Origin of the sequence: Actibacterium sp. EMB200-NS6 (assembly GCF_001305615.1) — a bacterium.
GTDB lineage: Bacteria > Pseudomonadota > Alphaproteobacteria > Rhodobacterales > Rhodobacteraceae > Actibacterium_A > Actibacterium_A naphthalenivorans.
Window position 1 is genome coordinate 78,922 of sequence record NZ_CP010872.1, and the last position, 14,196, is coordinate 93,117.

Annotated in this window: 15 protein-coding genes; 11 read left to right on the forward strand and 4 right to left on the reverse strand. The window is 61.3% G+C overall.

All coding sequences use genetic code 11. The features are described from left to right. Nucleotide 1 precedes the first annotated feature (1 nt). A complete protein-coding gene (locus tag TQ29_RS19770; RefSeq protein WP_054540545.1) occupies nucleotides 2–1,636 on the reverse strand; it encodes a Mu transposase C-terminal domain-containing protein in 1,635 nt (544 codons plus the stop codon). A 144-nt stretch (nucleotides 1,637–1,780) separates the two neighbouring features. Between TQ29_RS19770 and TQ29_RS20860 the strand changes: the two genes are divergently transcribed. Next, complete coding sequence (locus TQ29_RS20860) at nucleotides 1,781–1,942, forward strand: hypothetical protein (RefSeq protein ID WP_157445681.1); 162 nt, start codon at nucleotides 1,781–1,783, stop codon at nucleotides 1,940–1,942. Between the two features lie 327 nt (nucleotides 1,943–2,269). On the opposite strand, the gene TQ29_RS19775 is transcribed toward TQ29_RS20860, so the two are convergent. Together TQ29_RS19775 and TQ29_RS19780 are read right to left on the reverse strand one after the other, a co-directional pair. Further along, nucleotides 2,270–3,451, reverse strand: a complete 1,182-nt coding sequence (locus TQ29_RS19775; RefSeq protein WP_054540797.1) for a ZIP family metal transporter — start codon at nucleotides 3,449–3,451, stop codon at nucleotides 2,270–2,272. Next, nucleotides 3,448–4,446, reverse strand: coding sequence for a multicopper oxidase domain-containing protein (locus TQ29_RS19780; protein ID WP_229939274.1), 999 nt, complete (start codon nucleotides 4,444–4,446; stop codon nucleotides 3,448–3,450). Before TQ29_RS19780 ends, TQ29_RS19775 begins: the two co-directional genes overlap by 4 nt. A 326-nt stretch (nucleotides 4,447–4,772) precedes the next feature. Here TQ29_RS19780 and mntR point away from each other — a divergent pair, with 326 nt between their 5' ends. The 7 genes from mntR to TQ29_RS19815 all read left to right on the forward strand — a co-directional run bounded on the left by mntR (nucleotide 4,773) and on the right by TQ29_RS19815 (nucleotide 10,185). Further along, nucleotides 4,773–5,225 (forward strand): manganese-binding transcriptional regulator MntR, encoded by a 453-nt coding sequence (mntR, locus tag TQ29_RS19785; protein WP_054540798.1) that lies wholly within the window; start codon nucleotides 4,773–4,775, stop codon nucleotides 5,223–5,225. A 124-nt stretch (nucleotides 5,226–5,349) separates the two neighbouring features. Continuing rightward, complete coding sequence (locus TQ29_RS19790; protein ID WP_054540799.1) at nucleotides 5,350–5,694, forward strand: hypothetical protein; 345 nt, start codon at nucleotides 5,350–5,352, stop codon at nucleotides 5,692–5,694. Nucleotides 5,695–5,830: 136 nt separating this feature from the next. Further along, nucleotides 5,831–7,276: a multicopper oxidase family protein gene (locus TQ29_RS19795; RefSeq protein WP_054540800.1), complete on the forward strand. Its 1,446-nt coding sequence runs from the start codon at nucleotides 5,831–5,833 to the stop codon at nucleotides 7,274–7,276. Between the two features lie 17 nt (nucleotides 7,277–7,293). Beyond that, on the forward strand, nucleotides 7,294–8,223 hold the full coding sequence (locus TQ29_RS19800) for an exo-alpha-sialidase (RefSeq protein WP_223870725.1): 930 nt from the start codon (nucleotides 7,294–7,296) through the stop codon (nucleotides 8,221–8,223). Next, nucleotides 8,223–8,717, forward strand: a complete 495-nt coding sequence (locus TQ29_RS19805) for a DUF411 domain-containing protein (protein ID WP_028095379.1) — start codon at nucleotides 8,223–8,225, stop codon at nucleotides 8,715–8,717. Before TQ29_RS19800 ends, TQ29_RS19805 begins: the two co-directional genes overlap by 1 nt. Then, the gene (locus tag TQ29_RS19810) at nucleotides 8,710–9,231 is read left to right on the forward strand and encodes a cytochrome c (RefSeq protein ID WP_138578426.1); all 522 of its coding nucleotides are present in this window, start codon (nucleotides 8,710–8,712) and stop codon (nucleotides 9,229–9,231) included. The genes TQ29_RS19805 and TQ29_RS19810 overlap by 8 nt, the downstream gene beginning before the upstream one ends. Nucleotides 9,232–9,522: 291 nt before the next feature. Further along, nucleotides 9,523–10,185 carry a L,D-transpeptidase gene (locus tag TQ29_RS19815; RefSeq protein WP_009503854.1) on the forward strand — a complete coding sequence of 221 codons (663 nt, stop codon included), beginning with the start codon at nucleotides 9,523–9,525 and terminating at the stop codon, nucleotides 10,183–10,185. A gap of 47 nt (nucleotides 10,186–10,232) precedes the next feature. On the opposite strand, the gene TQ29_RS19820 is transcribed toward TQ29_RS19815, so the two are convergent. After that, a complete protein-coding gene (locus TQ29_RS19820; protein ID WP_028095377.1) occupies nucleotides 10,233–10,517 on the reverse strand; it encodes a hypothetical protein in 285 nt (94 codons plus the stop codon). A gap of 182 nt (nucleotides 10,518–10,699) precedes the next feature. Between TQ29_RS19820 and TQ29_RS19825 the strand changes: the two genes are divergently transcribed. From TQ29_RS19825 to TQ29_RS19835, 3 genes are all read left to right on the forward strand, one after another. After that, nucleotides 10,700–13,054: a cation-translocating P-type ATPase gene (locus TQ29_RS19825; protein WP_028095376.1), complete on the forward strand. Its 2,355-nt coding sequence runs from the start codon at nucleotides 10,700–10,702 to the stop codon at nucleotides 13,052–13,054. Nucleotides 13,055–13,088: 34 nt separating this feature from the next. After that, nucleotides 13,089–13,355, forward strand: a complete 267-nt coding sequence (locus TQ29_RS19830; protein WP_035367121.1) for a zf-TFIIB domain-containing protein — start codon at nucleotides 13,089–13,091, stop codon at nucleotides 13,353–13,355. A 182-nt stretch (nucleotides 13,356–13,537) separates the two neighbouring features. After that, nucleotides 13,538–14,050 carry a murein L,D-transpeptidase family protein gene (locus TQ29_RS19835; RefSeq protein ID WP_035367119.1) on the forward strand — a complete coding sequence of 171 codons (513 nt, stop codon included), beginning with the start codon at nucleotides 13,538–13,540 and terminating at the stop codon, nucleotides 14,048–14,050. Nucleotides 14,051–14,196 lie beyond the last annotated feature (146 nt).

A 14,196-nucleotide genomic window follows, 5' to 3' on the forward strand; every position in this document is an offset into this window, starting at 1 on the left:
TTCACCAATCCTCAACCGGAAAGACGCGGCGCGGGCGCTCAGGGTCAGGTGTTTCGCGGATTGGTGTCGGGGAAGAAGTGAGGCTCTGGTAGGGTTTCGGCGCATGAGCCGCATGCCTGGCCCGTGCGACTTCCTTCAGCCTTTGCTTCTTCGATGCCGAGGCATCTACCGTCGCCGCGATTTCGCGGCGGATCGCGGTCTTCTCCTCGATCGGGCGTCGGCCGGTTTCGCGCGCTCGGCTTCTCTCGGCCCTGTGCTGCCAGAGGGTGACCGCCTCAAGCAGTCCATCCCGCCGCTCCACAGGGCGCCAGGCTCCTGTATCGGGATCCTTGATGTAGATGTGACTAATGTCCCGAGGATCATAACGAACATCGAGAGCACCCAATCGATCACGGCGGGCGACCAACGGGCCCAACCATGGATCGAAATAGTCGTTGGCAAACAGGCTGACACCTTGAGGTGAAATCCTGCGTGTCTTGTTCGGGAGAAAGCTGAGCAGAACGTCGAAAGGGTTGTCTTCCGGGCCGTCCGGCTGACGGCATTTTCGTTCCCATTCATTGGTCGGGACTGTCAGCTTGCGTTCATTCTGGCTAAGATTGTGATCGATAATCGCCAGCGCGATACAGCGTTCGAGGTCTGCAAAGTTGAGCCTCGCACGGTCTTCGGACAGATACTCACCCCGATCCGCGATGGAACGCCCGGTCTTGCCAGGCAGGGAGCGCAGCACCGTATTCACCTTGCCTAGAAGTCGTTCGACAACCCCGCCACGATGGACGGTCCCCTTGTTCCGGCTTTGAATTGCAATCCCGTACTCGGCACAACCCAGGATGAAACTGGTGCTTCTGAATTCCATGGCGGAATCCACGACGACCATCTTCGGGCGGCCAAACATCGGCCAGGAATGATTGATGTCGCGCGCTGCCAGCCAGTCCTCCTTGCGGCACATCGCCTGCGCCAGACAGAGGGCGACCGACAAGCGTGAGGGCTGCTCAAGGGTCAGGCAGAAGCCGATAATCGCGCTTGTTGCAACATCAGCTGCGATGGTGAGATAGGGGCGTCCAACATAGATGCCCTGACCATCGATGACTTCCACAAACTGGATGTCGGCGGGGGTATGGTCTATCTGGACGACATCGAGTGCGTGGTTGGCCCGGATATAACCTGGGCGGGGTTTCAGGCGCCGTAGGTTTTTTCCTCCTGAATGTCGCCGTCGTGCAATCTCCTCGGGCGTGAACAGTCGTGGGATACGCTTGGAAACGGTGACATAGGCAGGCGGATCAAGACCCTCGCTGTCACAACGGGTGCGGATTTCATCGACAATCGGCGCAAGGTCCGGTTGCTCGGGCTGAAGCCACATCTCCCGAAGGGTTGCCAAAATGATTTCCTCAACAGCCGGGCTGATCCTCGCGCGCCTAGCTCCACCTGTCTTTGGCAACAGCGAAGACACCCGATGTTCGGTACGATATCGGCGCAGGTGGTTGTAGACTTGGCGCGTCGAGAGACGCAATTCGGATGCGGCCCGAGAAACTGCGGTGCGCATAGGCTCTTGCCCGTCCAAAATGCGATCCAGCTCTCGCGCGATACGCGTTGCCTTGGCCCAAGCCTCGTCAGACGCTTCGTTTTCGCGCAGCGTCATGAACCCGCCGCTCCACGGTTTCTAAACCCCATCTTCTGCCCCATGTTCTCGCTTGTTGAAACGCGAGCTAAAAATTGAAATCGAAACGTAAAATACCACGTCGGATTACGCTTCATCCTACTGGAATCCTGTAAGAACTTTTTGATGAAACGGCAAAGCAATTGCGACACCGCTCCAATGGCCGAGACCCTGACCGGTGCCAGCCGCGCCGCCGTCCAGCGCAACCTTGCTTGGATGGAAGCGCAAGGTCTAATCCGCGAGGTGACCGAACAGGTGCGTTTCCGCATGTGGCGGGCGATGCCATGAAACACCTCTAAAGAAGCACTCGTTTTGGTGCGTAACATTTGTTGATAGTTCAACGGAGGACCAGAATCGTGACAGACCAAAAATATGAGACAGTCGATTTCGACGTGCGGCTCAGAAATAGTAGTCAGATGGATTTGCGGTGTTTTCACCTATCTGTGGGATCCTCTAGTCGCTCTAGCCTCAAATTCTTTATTTCGAAATCACGAAAGAATAAGTCTCTTGGGCGCAAAAACTGGGGCACGAAAATTGCGATCTACCCGTGGACAGACGGGGTCAGTTTATAGAGCTGGGCGACCGCCCCATGAAGCCGAAACAGCCGATCACCGCTCAGATCTTGATCAATGCCGCCGTCGCGTACATGAAGGCGATGCCGCCCAGAAACCCGACCAGTACGGCTGGTGACATCAGCGCCGCCTGCCTGTCGGCGTTTTGACGTACAAGGTAGGCGCTGACCTCGACCATGACTTGCAGGATCGCACCCGCTCCGACGGCGAGTGCCAGTGCCGACCATTGCGGCGCATAGGCAAGGCTGCCCGCCCACATTCCGAGGATGGCCGGGCCACCGGCGAGCAGGGTCAGAGCGGCAAACGTCCAAAGCGTTGGCCGGGCACGAAGCATCGGGGCGGCGATGCCTATGCCCTCGGTGACATTGTGCAAGGCAAAGCCTAGGACGAGGAAAGTTCCAAGCCCCGCCGACCCGGCGGCGAATGCGCCGCCGATTGCCAGCCCTTCGCCGAAGTTGTGAAGCCCGATTCCGAGGGCAATGTAGAACGCAAGCGCGATGCCTTCCGGATTGCCGCGCCAGCGCCCGATAGCCATCAATAGAAGAAAGCTTGTAAGCGCCGCCAGCCAGACCATGGCAGAACCTTGGAATATCGCCGCCGCATCGCCGGACAACTCCACCGCTTCCGCAGTCATGTCGATCAGCAGGAAGGCCAGCAACCCAACCGTCAGTGCGAGCAGAAAGTTCATCCCGCTTCGCCCGACGCCCTTCATCGCCGGAAAGAACATGAGACCAAGCGCAACCGGCAATAGGCCGACGATCGCTCCGATCACTGCCTGCAGCCGGAGTTGCCCCCAGGTGGCGCTTGGCGTCGAGACGGCGACCCCGATCTCATGCCCGAAGGTCGCGCCCGTGTTGGTCAGCAGGTTGACGCGATGGGCCTCGCCGAGAACCCACGGATAGGGAATTCGCAACCAGACCGCTTCGCCGCGGGCAATCGGCCCCGCGGGCTCCTGCGTGAAGGTCCAGTAGGCGTCGTCCACTGCGACCTGCGCGACCACCATTGCTTCCGATCCGCCGGCGCGCACACTGAGCGAAATCCCCGACCCATCGAGGATCGTCCGTTCGACGGTCAACGCCTCGACCGGGGGCGCGCCATTGTTGAAGCCGCGCAGCGGATCGAGCGAGGCAATCCACACGAAAGCCCCCAGCATGACGGCCAGCGGCACGAGGACGAGAAGCAGGCGGGTCATTGGCGGGCGGCTGCGTTGGATATGATCGGTCATGCTCCGGCCTCTCGCACGTCGAAAAAGCCCATCCAGCCAAGTTCGGTGAACTCGGCCTGGTGCGCATGGAACATATACATCCCGTCCTCGTGATCGGCGAAGCTGAACTCGAGGATGCCGCGCTGCGCCTGACACTGCATGATCACATCGACCGTGCGCAGGGTCGGCGTGAGCTGGGTGCCGGTGTCGTAATAGTCGAAGAAATTCCCATGCAGGTGGAACGAGTTGATCGGATCGAACTCGGTCGCGTTCATGAGGTAGATGCGCACCGGGCGCGACTTGTCGATCCGGATCGGCGCGTTCATGTAAGCTTGGCCGACCGTGTTTACGGCATAGACCTCGTTCTCACCATCGAAATTGGTGTCAAAGCCGTTCATCACCATCGCCAGTTCCTGCCATTCGGCGTTTTCCGGGCTGCCCAGCACACGCGACGCCGCAACGGCCGCAAATTCGGGGTGGCGCGCCGGATCCGGATCGACCACGAAAAGGCCGTACATGCCCTTGTGCATGTGCCGTTTCAGTGGCAGGGCATGGCAATGGTAGAGGTGGCAGCCGAAGGGCTTGGCATCGAATTCGTAAACGAACTCCTCGCCCGGATCGATCAGCCCGGCGCCTTGAACACCGTCCATGCGCGCTGAATGAATGCCGTGAAAGTGCATGGAATGGGGATGTGAACCAAGGTTGCGAAAGACGATCCGTAGCCGTTCGCCCTCCTTCGCTCGCAGGGCGGGGCCGGGAACGCGGCCATCGAACGTCCAGGCGGGGAAGAACACGCCGGGAGCGATCTCGATTTCCATGTCGATGGCGTCCACCTCGAACGTTCGCAACGTGCGCCCATCCGGCAGAACTTCGGTGCGACCGGTCTCCCAGTCGGTCAGCATGGCCGTCGGGTCGAACCCGTTCCGGGCGTGGTCGACCTGGCCGACCATCGTCATGTTACCATGCGCCATGCCACTGTCATGGGCCGAATACGGATCGACCGCCCCGCCGGGCATAGCATGCCCCGCCATCGGGTCGGGCGTTGCCTGGGATTGCGCGCGGCTCGCGGCCACGGCCGCTCCGCCGGCAGCCACCAGACCGCCGACCAACAACGCGCGTCGCGACGCCGAAACTGGCTCCGTGACGACGCCAGGTGGCGCTGTGGGCAGCGATGTCTCCACGGCGGACGACACCTCGCGCCCTCGCTTGCTGGTATCGACAGGCATGGACGTTGTCCCTTCAGATGACACGCAGGCCAAAGTCCCGGCGCAAAAAGTTAGCATAGGCTAATAATCATCGCTCAGGCTTTACGAGTCAATCCTGATCGTGCGAGGGTGACGGCATGATTGATGATGAGAACCTTGAATCAACCGAGGCAGAGGCACGTGCGGTCGAATCCCGCGCCGAGGCCTTCATCGGTGTGCGCGAGGCGCGGCGCAGCGAGGTGGCGGAAGACTATGTCGAATTGATCGCTGAGTTGATCCACGAGAACGGCGAAGCCCGACCGGTCGATATTTCGGCCCGGATGGGCGTGACCGCGCCGACGGTCGCCAAAACCCTTGGCCGTCTGGCGCGGGACGGCCTGATCACTCGCGCGAAATACCGTTCGGTCTTTCTGACCGAGGAAGGCCGGGCGCTTGCCAAGGAATGCAGGCACCGCCACGAGATCGTCTTGCGCTTTCTCCTGAGCCTCGGGCTAGACCCCGAGACGGCTGAACGCGATGCCGAAGGGATCGAGCATCATGTGAGCGAGCGCACGCTTGCCCTGTTCGCGGCGTTTGCCCAGCGGTCATAGGCAGGTGGTTGCCGCTGCAACAAGTCGGTTGGCCGAGGATTTGAACGAGCCAATCTTTGGATGTTCCAAGAAACGTGATTTTGTGCCGCTGGCATTCGGATCGCGCGGGTAGTAGATCAAGATCATGAGACGTTGGGCGCGCCTTATCTGCATTCTCTCGCTGGTGGCTTTTGCCATCGGCGCGGTCGCGCAGTCTGCGGGCTCAATTGCCATGGCCTCGTCAATGGTCTCCACGGACAGCGGCATGATGGCGATGGACGATTGCGACGCCTGCGGCAGCTTGGAAGACGGTAAGATGGGTTCCGTCTGTGATTTTGTGTGCAATGCCGCGGGAATGGCCGCTCTTCTTTCGATTCCGGCTGGCACCAGCCCGATCGCTGCCGCCGCGGCCCATGAAATCCGGCCAATGGACGTTCCGCACGGAATATCTGGCCCCCCGGCCAAACAACCTCCTCGAGTCTACCTCTGATCTGACACACGGCGCTTGATTGCGCTTCGTGTGTTTCTCCGTGCCGGACGCCCCCAAATGGGCGTTTGCGCGGGGCCATGAACGTCGCTGAGCAATTGCTTTGGCGGCGTACAGTGAAATCAGAGAGTGTTTATCCATGTCCTACCAAATCAGTTCCCGTTTCAGTCGCCGATCTTTTCTTGCAACATCCTTGGCGGGTTTCGGCGCCGCGGCTTTCGGAAAGCCTCTGCGCGCCGAGCCGCAAATCCGCAGCTTTTCGCTGCGCCCCGCGCCGGGACAGGCAAGGCTGGTCCCAGAACCTTATCCCGCAACCCCCGTTTGGGGCTTCAACGGTCAGGTTCCCGGCCCGGAGCTACGGGTTCGGCAAGGCGATCGGCTGCGCATCGTCGTCACAAACGGTCTGGACGAGGAAACCACCGTCCATTGGCACGGACTTCGTCTGCCGAACGCGATGGACGGGGTTCCACACCTGACGCAGAAGCCGATCGCACCCGGAGAAACCTTCACCTACGAGTTCGACGCGATCGATGCCGGGACCTTTTGGTATCACCCCCACCAGCGCAGTTTCGAGCAGGTCGGACGTGGGCTGGCCGGACCACTCATCATCGACGAATCCAACCCGCCGCGGGTCGACCGCGATGTCACCTGGCTGCTTGACGACTGGCGGCTGACGCGGGACGCGGCGATTGCGGATGACTTCGGCGCAGCCATGGACATGAGCCATGCGGGCCGTCTGGGCAATACTGTCACGATAAATGGGCGTGTTCCCGATGTCTTCGTGGTGCGGCAAGGCGAACGCATCCGGTTGCGGCTGATCAATGCCGCCAACGCCCGCATCTTCGCGCTCGACTTCGGCGACCTTTCCGCGCGCATCATTGCGCTCGACGGCCAGCCGATCACCCCGCACGCCGCGCCTGACGGTGTCGTGGTTCTGGGCCCGGCGATGCGTGCCGACATAATGCTCGATTGCCCTGCCGACCCGGGAACCACGCTTCAAATCGTCGACCGCGCCTATCGCGATAATGAATTTAACCTGCTGGATGTCGTCTTTGACGAAACGCCCCTGCGTGCCACGCCGCCGGAATGGGAAATTGCCCTTCCAGCCAATCCACTGATCGAACCTGATCTGAACGCAGCCCGTCGTCACGAAATCCTGTTCACCGGGGGCATGATGGGCGCCATGGTCGAGCGCCAGATGGGCCCGAGCCAGTCCGGCAGCATGATGGGCGGAATGATGGGTGGCGTTGTGGGTGGCGGCATGTGGTTCGTCAATGGCGTCGCGGCCGAAGGGCACATGCTCGATCCCTTCCTGACATTGGAGCGCGACGCGAGCCATATCCTCCAAATGACGAACGCCACTGCCTTCGACCATCCGATCCACCTGCACGGCCACTCCTTCCGCGTCATCAGCCGCGATGGCGTGCCGACCGAATTCCGTGAATGGCAGGACACCGTGCTGATCGCGCCGCGCGAGCAGGTCGAAATCGCCCTGGTCGCCGACAATCCCGGAGACTGGATGTTCCATTGCCACATCCTTGAGCACCAGGCGGCCGGGATGATGGGCGTGATCCGCGTCGCATGAGCAGAGGAGCATGCAGATTGAAGTCGATTGAGATTGGATGTCGGCCAAACCGGCGCAAGGTACTCACCGCGGCACTCAGTATCGGCGTCGCTTCGATGTTGCCGGGGTTCGCACTCGCGGCGAGCGATGGTGATCCAGCGGCACTTGCCTTTGATGGCGATACCATTCTGCTGGCGAGAGGAGGGCTGTTCGTCAGTGACGATGACGGCCGGACTTGGACCGCGGCAGAGACACCGGGGAACGTGCTGTCGCTGGCGACCCATCGCGACCGGCCCGGCCGTGTGGTTGCGGGGCTCGCCGTGGGCGGTGTCAGCACTTCCGAAGATGGGGGCGCTTCGTGGCGCGTCAGCGACGCTGGGCTGCCTGACGGAGAGATCAATGCCGTTGCCATCGCCTCGCGGAACTCGGACATGATCTATGCCTCGGTTCGCGGCGACGGATTGTGGAAGAGCGAGGACGCCGGCGCAACCTGGTCGCTCGCCATGGACCGCCCCTGGCTCGACGACGCAGAGCGCGAACCTCTTGCTCTGGCTTCGGTCGAGCTTGAAACCGGCATGGGCGGGATCTGGATCTATGCGGGCACCGAGGTTGGCCTTGCGCGGGTGCCCGATTGCTTTTGTCGCTGGCAGGACGTGCAGCCAGGCAACGCGATGGACGCATTGGTTGCGGGTGAAGCCCCACCGTCCGAAGCGCCATTGCCAGGCGGTCAACCGATCCTGTCGCTGGCCAGTGCCCCCTCGGCGCCGGAAGTGATGTATGCCGCTCTGCGTTCGGGCCTCTGGGCATCGCAGGACGGCGGAGTCATCTGGCAAAAGCGGGCCAGCAAAGCTGCGACCGCTGTTGCGGTTCATCCAAGAGACGAGACCTACATCGCTGCCCTGTTGGGCGGCATCTTGAAATTCAGCCGTGACGGCGGCGCAACCTGGATCGAAACAGGAGAACTATGATGGAGAAAATGATGCAGAGAAGAAACGCGCTTGGTCTGATTGGCAGCGGCATTGTCGGAATGGTGGGCCTGACCACATCGGCTTGGGCGCAAGCGACAGGCGATGTGGCGCCCGGTCTGACGGGCAGCGAAAGGCAGATCACCATCTGGCGCGATCCGGGCTGCGGCTGCTGTGATGCCTATGGGGATTATCTCGAAGAACACGGCTTTACCGTAACGCGTGTGGATGACCGCGACTTCGACAAACGCTCGGTCGAAGTCGGTGTGCCCGCCCAGGGCATCGGCTGCCACTTGGCCGAAATCGACGGCTACTATGTCAGCGGTCTCGTCCCCGTCGACATCATCGAGCGGCTGCTGGAAACCCGTCCGGCGATAACGGGTATCACCTTGCCGGGAATGCCCGCGAATGCACCCGGGATGGCTGCGGTCAAGTCAGGCACGCTAAGGACCTACGCCTTTGGCCCGGAAGGAATCTCAATCTATGCCGATGAATAAGGGGCCGAAAAACCGACTGGCGAAGGGTACGGTCAGGCGGTCAGTGCACCTCGCTGCCCTAGTGTCCACGCTCGCGACCACCGGCGTTGTGGTGCTGGCCCAATCGGAACCGGTGGACCCGCGTGTCGAGGGACTGACGTTCTTGGGAGAGCCCGTGCTTGCATCCGAGGTCACGGCAGGGCAACAGCTTTATGCGGACAACTGCGCCAGTTGCCATGGTGCGAACCTTGAAGGCCAGCCCGATTGGCGTCGTCGTCTTGACACCGGAAGAATGCCGGCCCCGCCGCATGATGACACAGGCCACACCTGGCACCATTCAGACCGCATGCTTTTTCAGATCACTAAAGGCGGGGTCGGTGCCGTCGTGCCGGGATACGAGAGCGACATGCCGGCCTTCGGAGAGGATCTGACAGACGCAGAGATCGAGGCGATCCTCGTCTACATCAAGAGCACCTGGCCTGAGCGACAACGTGAGTTCCAAGCCGAAGTTTCGGCCAATGACACGGGCGGGTGAAGTTCGACAGGGTGTCAGGATAGTATCTTTCGACCAAAGCCGATCCACCGGGGGACCAATTCGGCAAATCTGTCCTACTCCGCCCCCCGACTCCCGCTTTACCACGCTAATTCGGACCTGACCTGGTTGGCCGTTAACCCGACCGCAAGGCAAGCATGTGCTACCAGGGTCGCGTGCATGCGTTCACGAAAATTTGCCCTTGAACCTCTAGCCACTAGAAGTCCTATCTAGTCGACGAGAATGTATATCGTTCTTGCCATTGATCGCCGGTGGGAACCGAAAGGGTACGACATGCTGACAAGACGACACTTCATTCAAACGACAACAGCGCTCTTTTCGGCGACTGTGGCCAACCCTGTGTTTGCCGATAGCTGGCCCACCGAGGCGCAGAAGGCTGAATGGGACGCGCAAGTCAGCCCGCCCGGCTTCGATCCGGCCACGTCAAACCCTTGGGGACTACACCCACGTTTCTTGCCTCAGCGTGTGGACGCGAAGGACGGCCTCGTGCCGGGAGACATCCATGTCGATGCGGTCGCGCGGTATCTCTACCACATTGAGGAGGGTGGAACCGCGATGCGCTACGGCGTGGCGATCGCGCGGGGCAACCTCTACGAGCCAGGTGTTTATAACATCAAGCGCAAGGTCAGGTGGCCGCACTGGACGCCGACACAGAATATGATCGAGCGGGATCCCGAAAACGCAAGATGGGCCGACGGGATGGAACCCGGGCCTCAAAACGCCTTGGGATCGCGGGCGCTCTATCTCTATGTCGGTGATCGCGACACCTATCTTCGGATACACGGCACACCCTATCCGAGAAGCATCGGCGGTCGTGCGAGTTCGGGTTGCGTGCGGATGGTTATGGCACACATCAACGAGCTTTATCCGAACGTCGAGATCGGATCGACAGCACATCTTTATTCGGCTGAGGACAGCGTTACCGCGAGAAGTTGAATGAGGTAATTAGCTCTCAGCGCATTGATGTGACGTGCGGGTCGTCGTCACACTTCCCGCGCGACGCAGATAGGGTTGCCGTTCGCCGTGCGCAGCGGCAGCAAGGTCGTTTCAACGGGGCCGCTGTGTTCGTACCAGTAGCACCCGTCCTCGGGCACCAAGCGCGCGGTTGCAACATCCTGATCCGGGGCAGCCATTGCAATCACGGCTTCGGGAACGTTGCCCCGCTGGTCTGCCGCGTCGCCTGGCCCAGTCGGCTGGACTGCGCATCCGGCCGTAAGCGACAGCACCACTGCAACCATCATTTTTTGCTTCAGCATCAAAACCCGCATCAAGCTTCCTTTCGTGACTGTTTTTCTTTGCAGCGGCTGTTCATGCCTCAAGGCGTGATGGAGCCGGTCGCCGCATCCTCTAGCAATAAAACAAACTGAAATACCACCGTATTTTGCTCTTGAAGCTCTAGCTACTGTAGGGGCTATGTCATGGTAAAGCACCCGAATCCAGAGGTCCATTCATGCCGTCCGACACCCATCGTCACGACCACGATCACGCCGAAGATGCCCAGACAAGCGGCGGCAGCTGCTGCGGGAGCGCCGGAACGTGCGGCGACATCGTTCCGACGACGCCCGCGCCAGCGGGCGGGCGCAGTTTTCAGGTGTCCGGCCTCGATTGCGCCGAGGAGGTAGCAATCCTGAACAAGGTGGTCGGCCCGAAGATCGGCGGGGCCGAGCATCTCGCGTTCGACGTGATCAATGGACGGATGACTATTCTCGACAGCGCCAAGAGTGTATCGGACGGCGAAATTGCAGAGCTGGTCGCAAGCACCGGCATGACCGCCAAGCCCTGGGATGCCGAAAACGCGTCGGTCGACCAGGCGGCCCATCTTGCACGCCAGCGGCTGTTTACGGCGCTCAGTGGCGGCTTCTGGGCCGCGGGATTTCTGTGGCACATCATCGAGACCGGCATGGGGGGGGCACTCGGCCTCTTCGCAGGGCACGGCGAAGCGCCGATGCCACTGGTCGAGGCAGGGCTATTCGCGGTTGCGATCCTGTTCGGTGTTTGGCTCGTGGCGCCCAAGGCATGGTCGTCCGCACGGCGGCTGTCGCCCGACATGAACCTGCTCATGGTAGTCGCAGTCGCGGGTGCAATTGGCCTCGGCGAATTTTTCGAGGCGGCGACGGTTGCGTTCTTCTTCTCGCTCTCGCTTTTCCTCGAAAGCTGGAGCGTCGGGCGTGCGAGGAATGCGGTTTCAGCTCTGCTGGACCTGGCGCCGCCGACGGCAAGAATTCTTTATGATGACGGTTCGGAAGCGGACGTACCGGCTTCCGCGGTTGCTATCAACGCACGTTTCGTCGTGCGCGGCGGAGACCGCATCCCATTGGATGGTGAGGTTGTCGATGGGGCAGGGGCCGTCGATCAGGCGCCAATCACCGGAGAGAGTGCGCTGGTCCCAAAGGAACGGGGCGACGATGTCTATGCCGGTACGATCAACGGCGAAGGCACACTGACGGTGCGCGCCACGAAGGCCGCCTCGGACACCGTGTTGGCCAAGATTATCCGCATGGTCGGCGACGCCCATGCCCGCCGCGCGCCGGTGGAGCAGTGGGTGGCGAAATTTGCCCGCATCTACACGCCTATCGTCATGGCTCTCGCCATCGCAATTGCCCTGTTGCCGCCGCTCATTTTCGGTGGGGCCTGGGATTATTGGTTCTACAATGCACTCGTGCTGCTGGTGATCGCCTGCCCGTGTGCTCTGGTCATCTCGACACCGGTCTCCATCGTCGCTGCACTCACCGCCTCTGCGCGGGCGGGGGTGCTGATCAAGGGCGGTGCATATGTTGAGGCACCGGGCAAGACCACTGCATTGGCCATGGACAAGACCGGCACGATCACCATGGGCGAGCCCGAGGTGGCGGCGGTGCATCCGCTGGGCAAAGCATCGGCGCAAGATCTGATGACCCTCGCCGCTGGGCTGGAGGCACGTTCCTCGCATCCCTTGGCGCGTGCCATTCTCGCGCGGGCAGAAGCCGACGGCATCAATGTGTCCGCCGCGGAAGACACCCGAACCGTTCCCGGTAGGGGACTTGAAGGACGCACAGACGGCCGGTCGATCTGGCTAGGGTCCGACCGGTTTGCCGAGGAGAAGGGTTTCGGCGACGCCATTCCGAAGGATCTGCGCGACCGCATCGAAGGGGCTGGCAGCACCCTTGTTGCCGTGGGCGACGACACCGGCGTGACCGGCATCCTGGAATTGCGCGACCGTATCCGCCCCGACGCCAAGGGCATCGTGGCACAGCTCCACGCGCAAGGCGTGAAGACCATCGTCATGTTGACGGGCGACAACGAGCGGACAGCGCGCGCCGTTGCAGCCGAGGTCGGCATCGACGAGGTCCGTGCCGAGCTTTTGCCCGAAGACAAGGTGACAGCCATCGAAGAACTGGTCGAAACGCATGACATGGTGGCCATGATCGGCGACGGGGTGAACGACGCCCCCGCCATGGCGCGCGCGCATTACGCCATCGCGATGGGCGCTGTTGGTTCGGACGCGGCAATCGAGACGGCGGATATTGCCCTGATGACCGACGACCTCGGCAAGGTGCCTTGGCTGATCGGTCATTCGCGCCGGACAATGTCGATTATCCATCAGAACATCGGTATTTCCTTGGCGACCAAGGGCGTTTTCGTTGTCGCTACCGCGTTCGGACTGGCATCGATGTGGGGCGCTATTGCAGCCGACGTAGGAGTGTCATTGCTGGTGGTGGCCAACGCCCTGCGCCTGCTTAACAGCCAAGAGGCCAAGGCGCCGCCGTCCGGCGGTGAACAGGTTGGCGAAGGCTTGGCCAAAGGGGCGCTGGCACATGGTCATTGAACTGGGAGAACCCGGAAAGGAGCCGAGACGAGACATGAGCGTGAAGGGCAGGATGATGTGTCCGGTTTGCGAGGTGCCCTTGAGCATGACCGACCGCCAGGGGATCGAGATCGACTTCTGTCCCGATTGCCGGGGTGTCTGGCTCGACCGGGGCGAACTGGACAAGATCATCGAGCGTTCGGCACCCGATGTGGCGCCTCAGCGGGTGCCTGAGCCGCGCGGCTACGACGATGATCGCGGCTACCGGCGCGGAAAGCACGGCTATCGGCGCAAATCCTGGCTTCACGAGTTGTTCGATTAAGGCTTGCCGTGGCCTCCCTGCCGGTCGCCCTCAAGGCGCTGCGGTAGGCCCGCAAGGCATTCAGCGGTGAGCAGGTTGGTCCAGAGATCGCAAAGGCCGCGCTTGCCCACGGACATTGATCACGCAGCATTTGCAAGGTAACGTAATGTCCATATCAGACCTCACGAAAGAGGCATCGAGCAGTGAAAACCATCCGATTTCCCCGCCGCGCCGTCCTGTTGGGCGGGTTGGCAGCGTTTTTGTCTGGCTGTGCCAGCAAGTTCCGCAGCTATGGCGGACCCGAGGTGACCCGTGTTCGGCTTTACAAGGGGCAGCGTTTGCTTGTTCTGGACGGAGCCGATCGCGTATTGCAAACCTATCCGGTCGGGCTGGGTTTCGCTCCTGAGGGTCACAAGCAATTCGAGGGAGACGGCCGGACCCCTGAGGGCGCTTACGTAGTCGATAAGCGCAACCCCGACAGTACGTATCATCTTTCGGTTGGCATCTCCTATCCGAATGAGGCCGACATAGCCTTCGCTGAAGCGCAGGGCCTTTCCCCCGGCGGCGACATCTTCATCCATGGTGGTCCACGCCCAGGGATCGACCCAACGGATGTCCGCGACTGGACAGCTGGCTGCATCGCGGTCACAGATCGGCAGATCGAGGACATCTATGCAATGGTGAAAGACGGAACACCGATCGACATCTACGCCTGATGGGAGGAGATGATCTTCCGTCAGATCAGGAAAATCGTCGGCACAGGGCCACGTTGATCACTTCGATGGCGATCACGGCTAAAGTGACGCTCGCCGCCGGGGGCCAGCGCAAGCACCCGGTACGCGTAAGGACACTACAATATGTG

Excerpts from the sequence above, each read along its gene's own strand:
- TQ29_RS19820 (WP_028095377.1), bottom strand. The coding sequence starts at position 10,517 with ATGCGGGTTTTGATGCTGAAGCAAAAAATGATGGTTGCAGTGGTGCTG.
- TQ29_RS20860 (WP_157445681.1), top strand. The coding sequence starts at position 1,781 with ATGAAACGGCAAAGCAATTGCGACACCGCTCCAATGGCCGAGACCCTG.
- TQ29_RS19770 (WP_054540545.1), bottom strand. The coding sequence starts at position 1,636 with ATGACGCTGCGCGAAAACGAAGCGTCTGACGAGGCTTGGGCCAAGGCA.
- TQ29_RS19790 (WP_054540799.1), top strand. The coding sequence starts at position 5,350 with ATGAGACGTTGGGCGCGCCTTATCTGCATTCTCTCGCTGGTGGCTTTT.
- TQ29_RS19805 (WP_028095379.1), top strand. The coding sequence starts at position 8,223 with ATGGAGAAAATGATGCAGAGAAGAAACGCGCTTGGTCTGATTGGCAGC.
- TQ29_RS19780 (WP_229939274.1), bottom strand. The coding sequence starts at position 4,446 with ATGCCCGGCGGGGCGGTCGATCCGTATTCGGCCCATGACAGTGGCATG.
- mntR (WP_054540798.1), top strand. The coding sequence starts at position 4,773 with ATGATTGATGATGAGAACCTTGAATCAACCGAGGCAGAGGCACGTGCG.
- TQ29_RS19825 (WP_028095376.1), top strand. The coding sequence starts at position 10,700 with ATGCCGTCCGACACCCATCGTCACGACCACGATCACGCCGAAGATGCC.
- TQ29_RS19775 (WP_054540797.1), bottom strand. The coding sequence starts at position 3,451 with ATGACCGATCATATCCAACGCAGCCGCCCGCCAATGACCCGCCTGCTT.
- TQ29_RS19795 (WP_054540800.1), top strand. The coding sequence starts at position 5,831 with ATGTCCTACCAAATCAGTTCCCGTTTCAGTCGCCGATCTTTTCTTGCA.
- TQ29_RS19830 (WP_035367121.1), top strand. The coding sequence starts at position 13,089 with ATGAGCGTGAAGGGCAGGATGATGTGTCCGGTTTGCGAGGTGCCCTTG.
- TQ29_RS19815 (WP_009503854.1), top strand. The coding sequence starts at position 9,523 with ATGCTGACAAGACGACACTTCATTCAAACGACAACAGCGCTCTTTTCG.
- TQ29_RS19810 (WP_138578426.1), top strand. The coding sequence starts at position 8,710 with ATGAATAAGGGGCCGAAAAACCGACTGGCGAAGGGTACGGTCAGGCGG.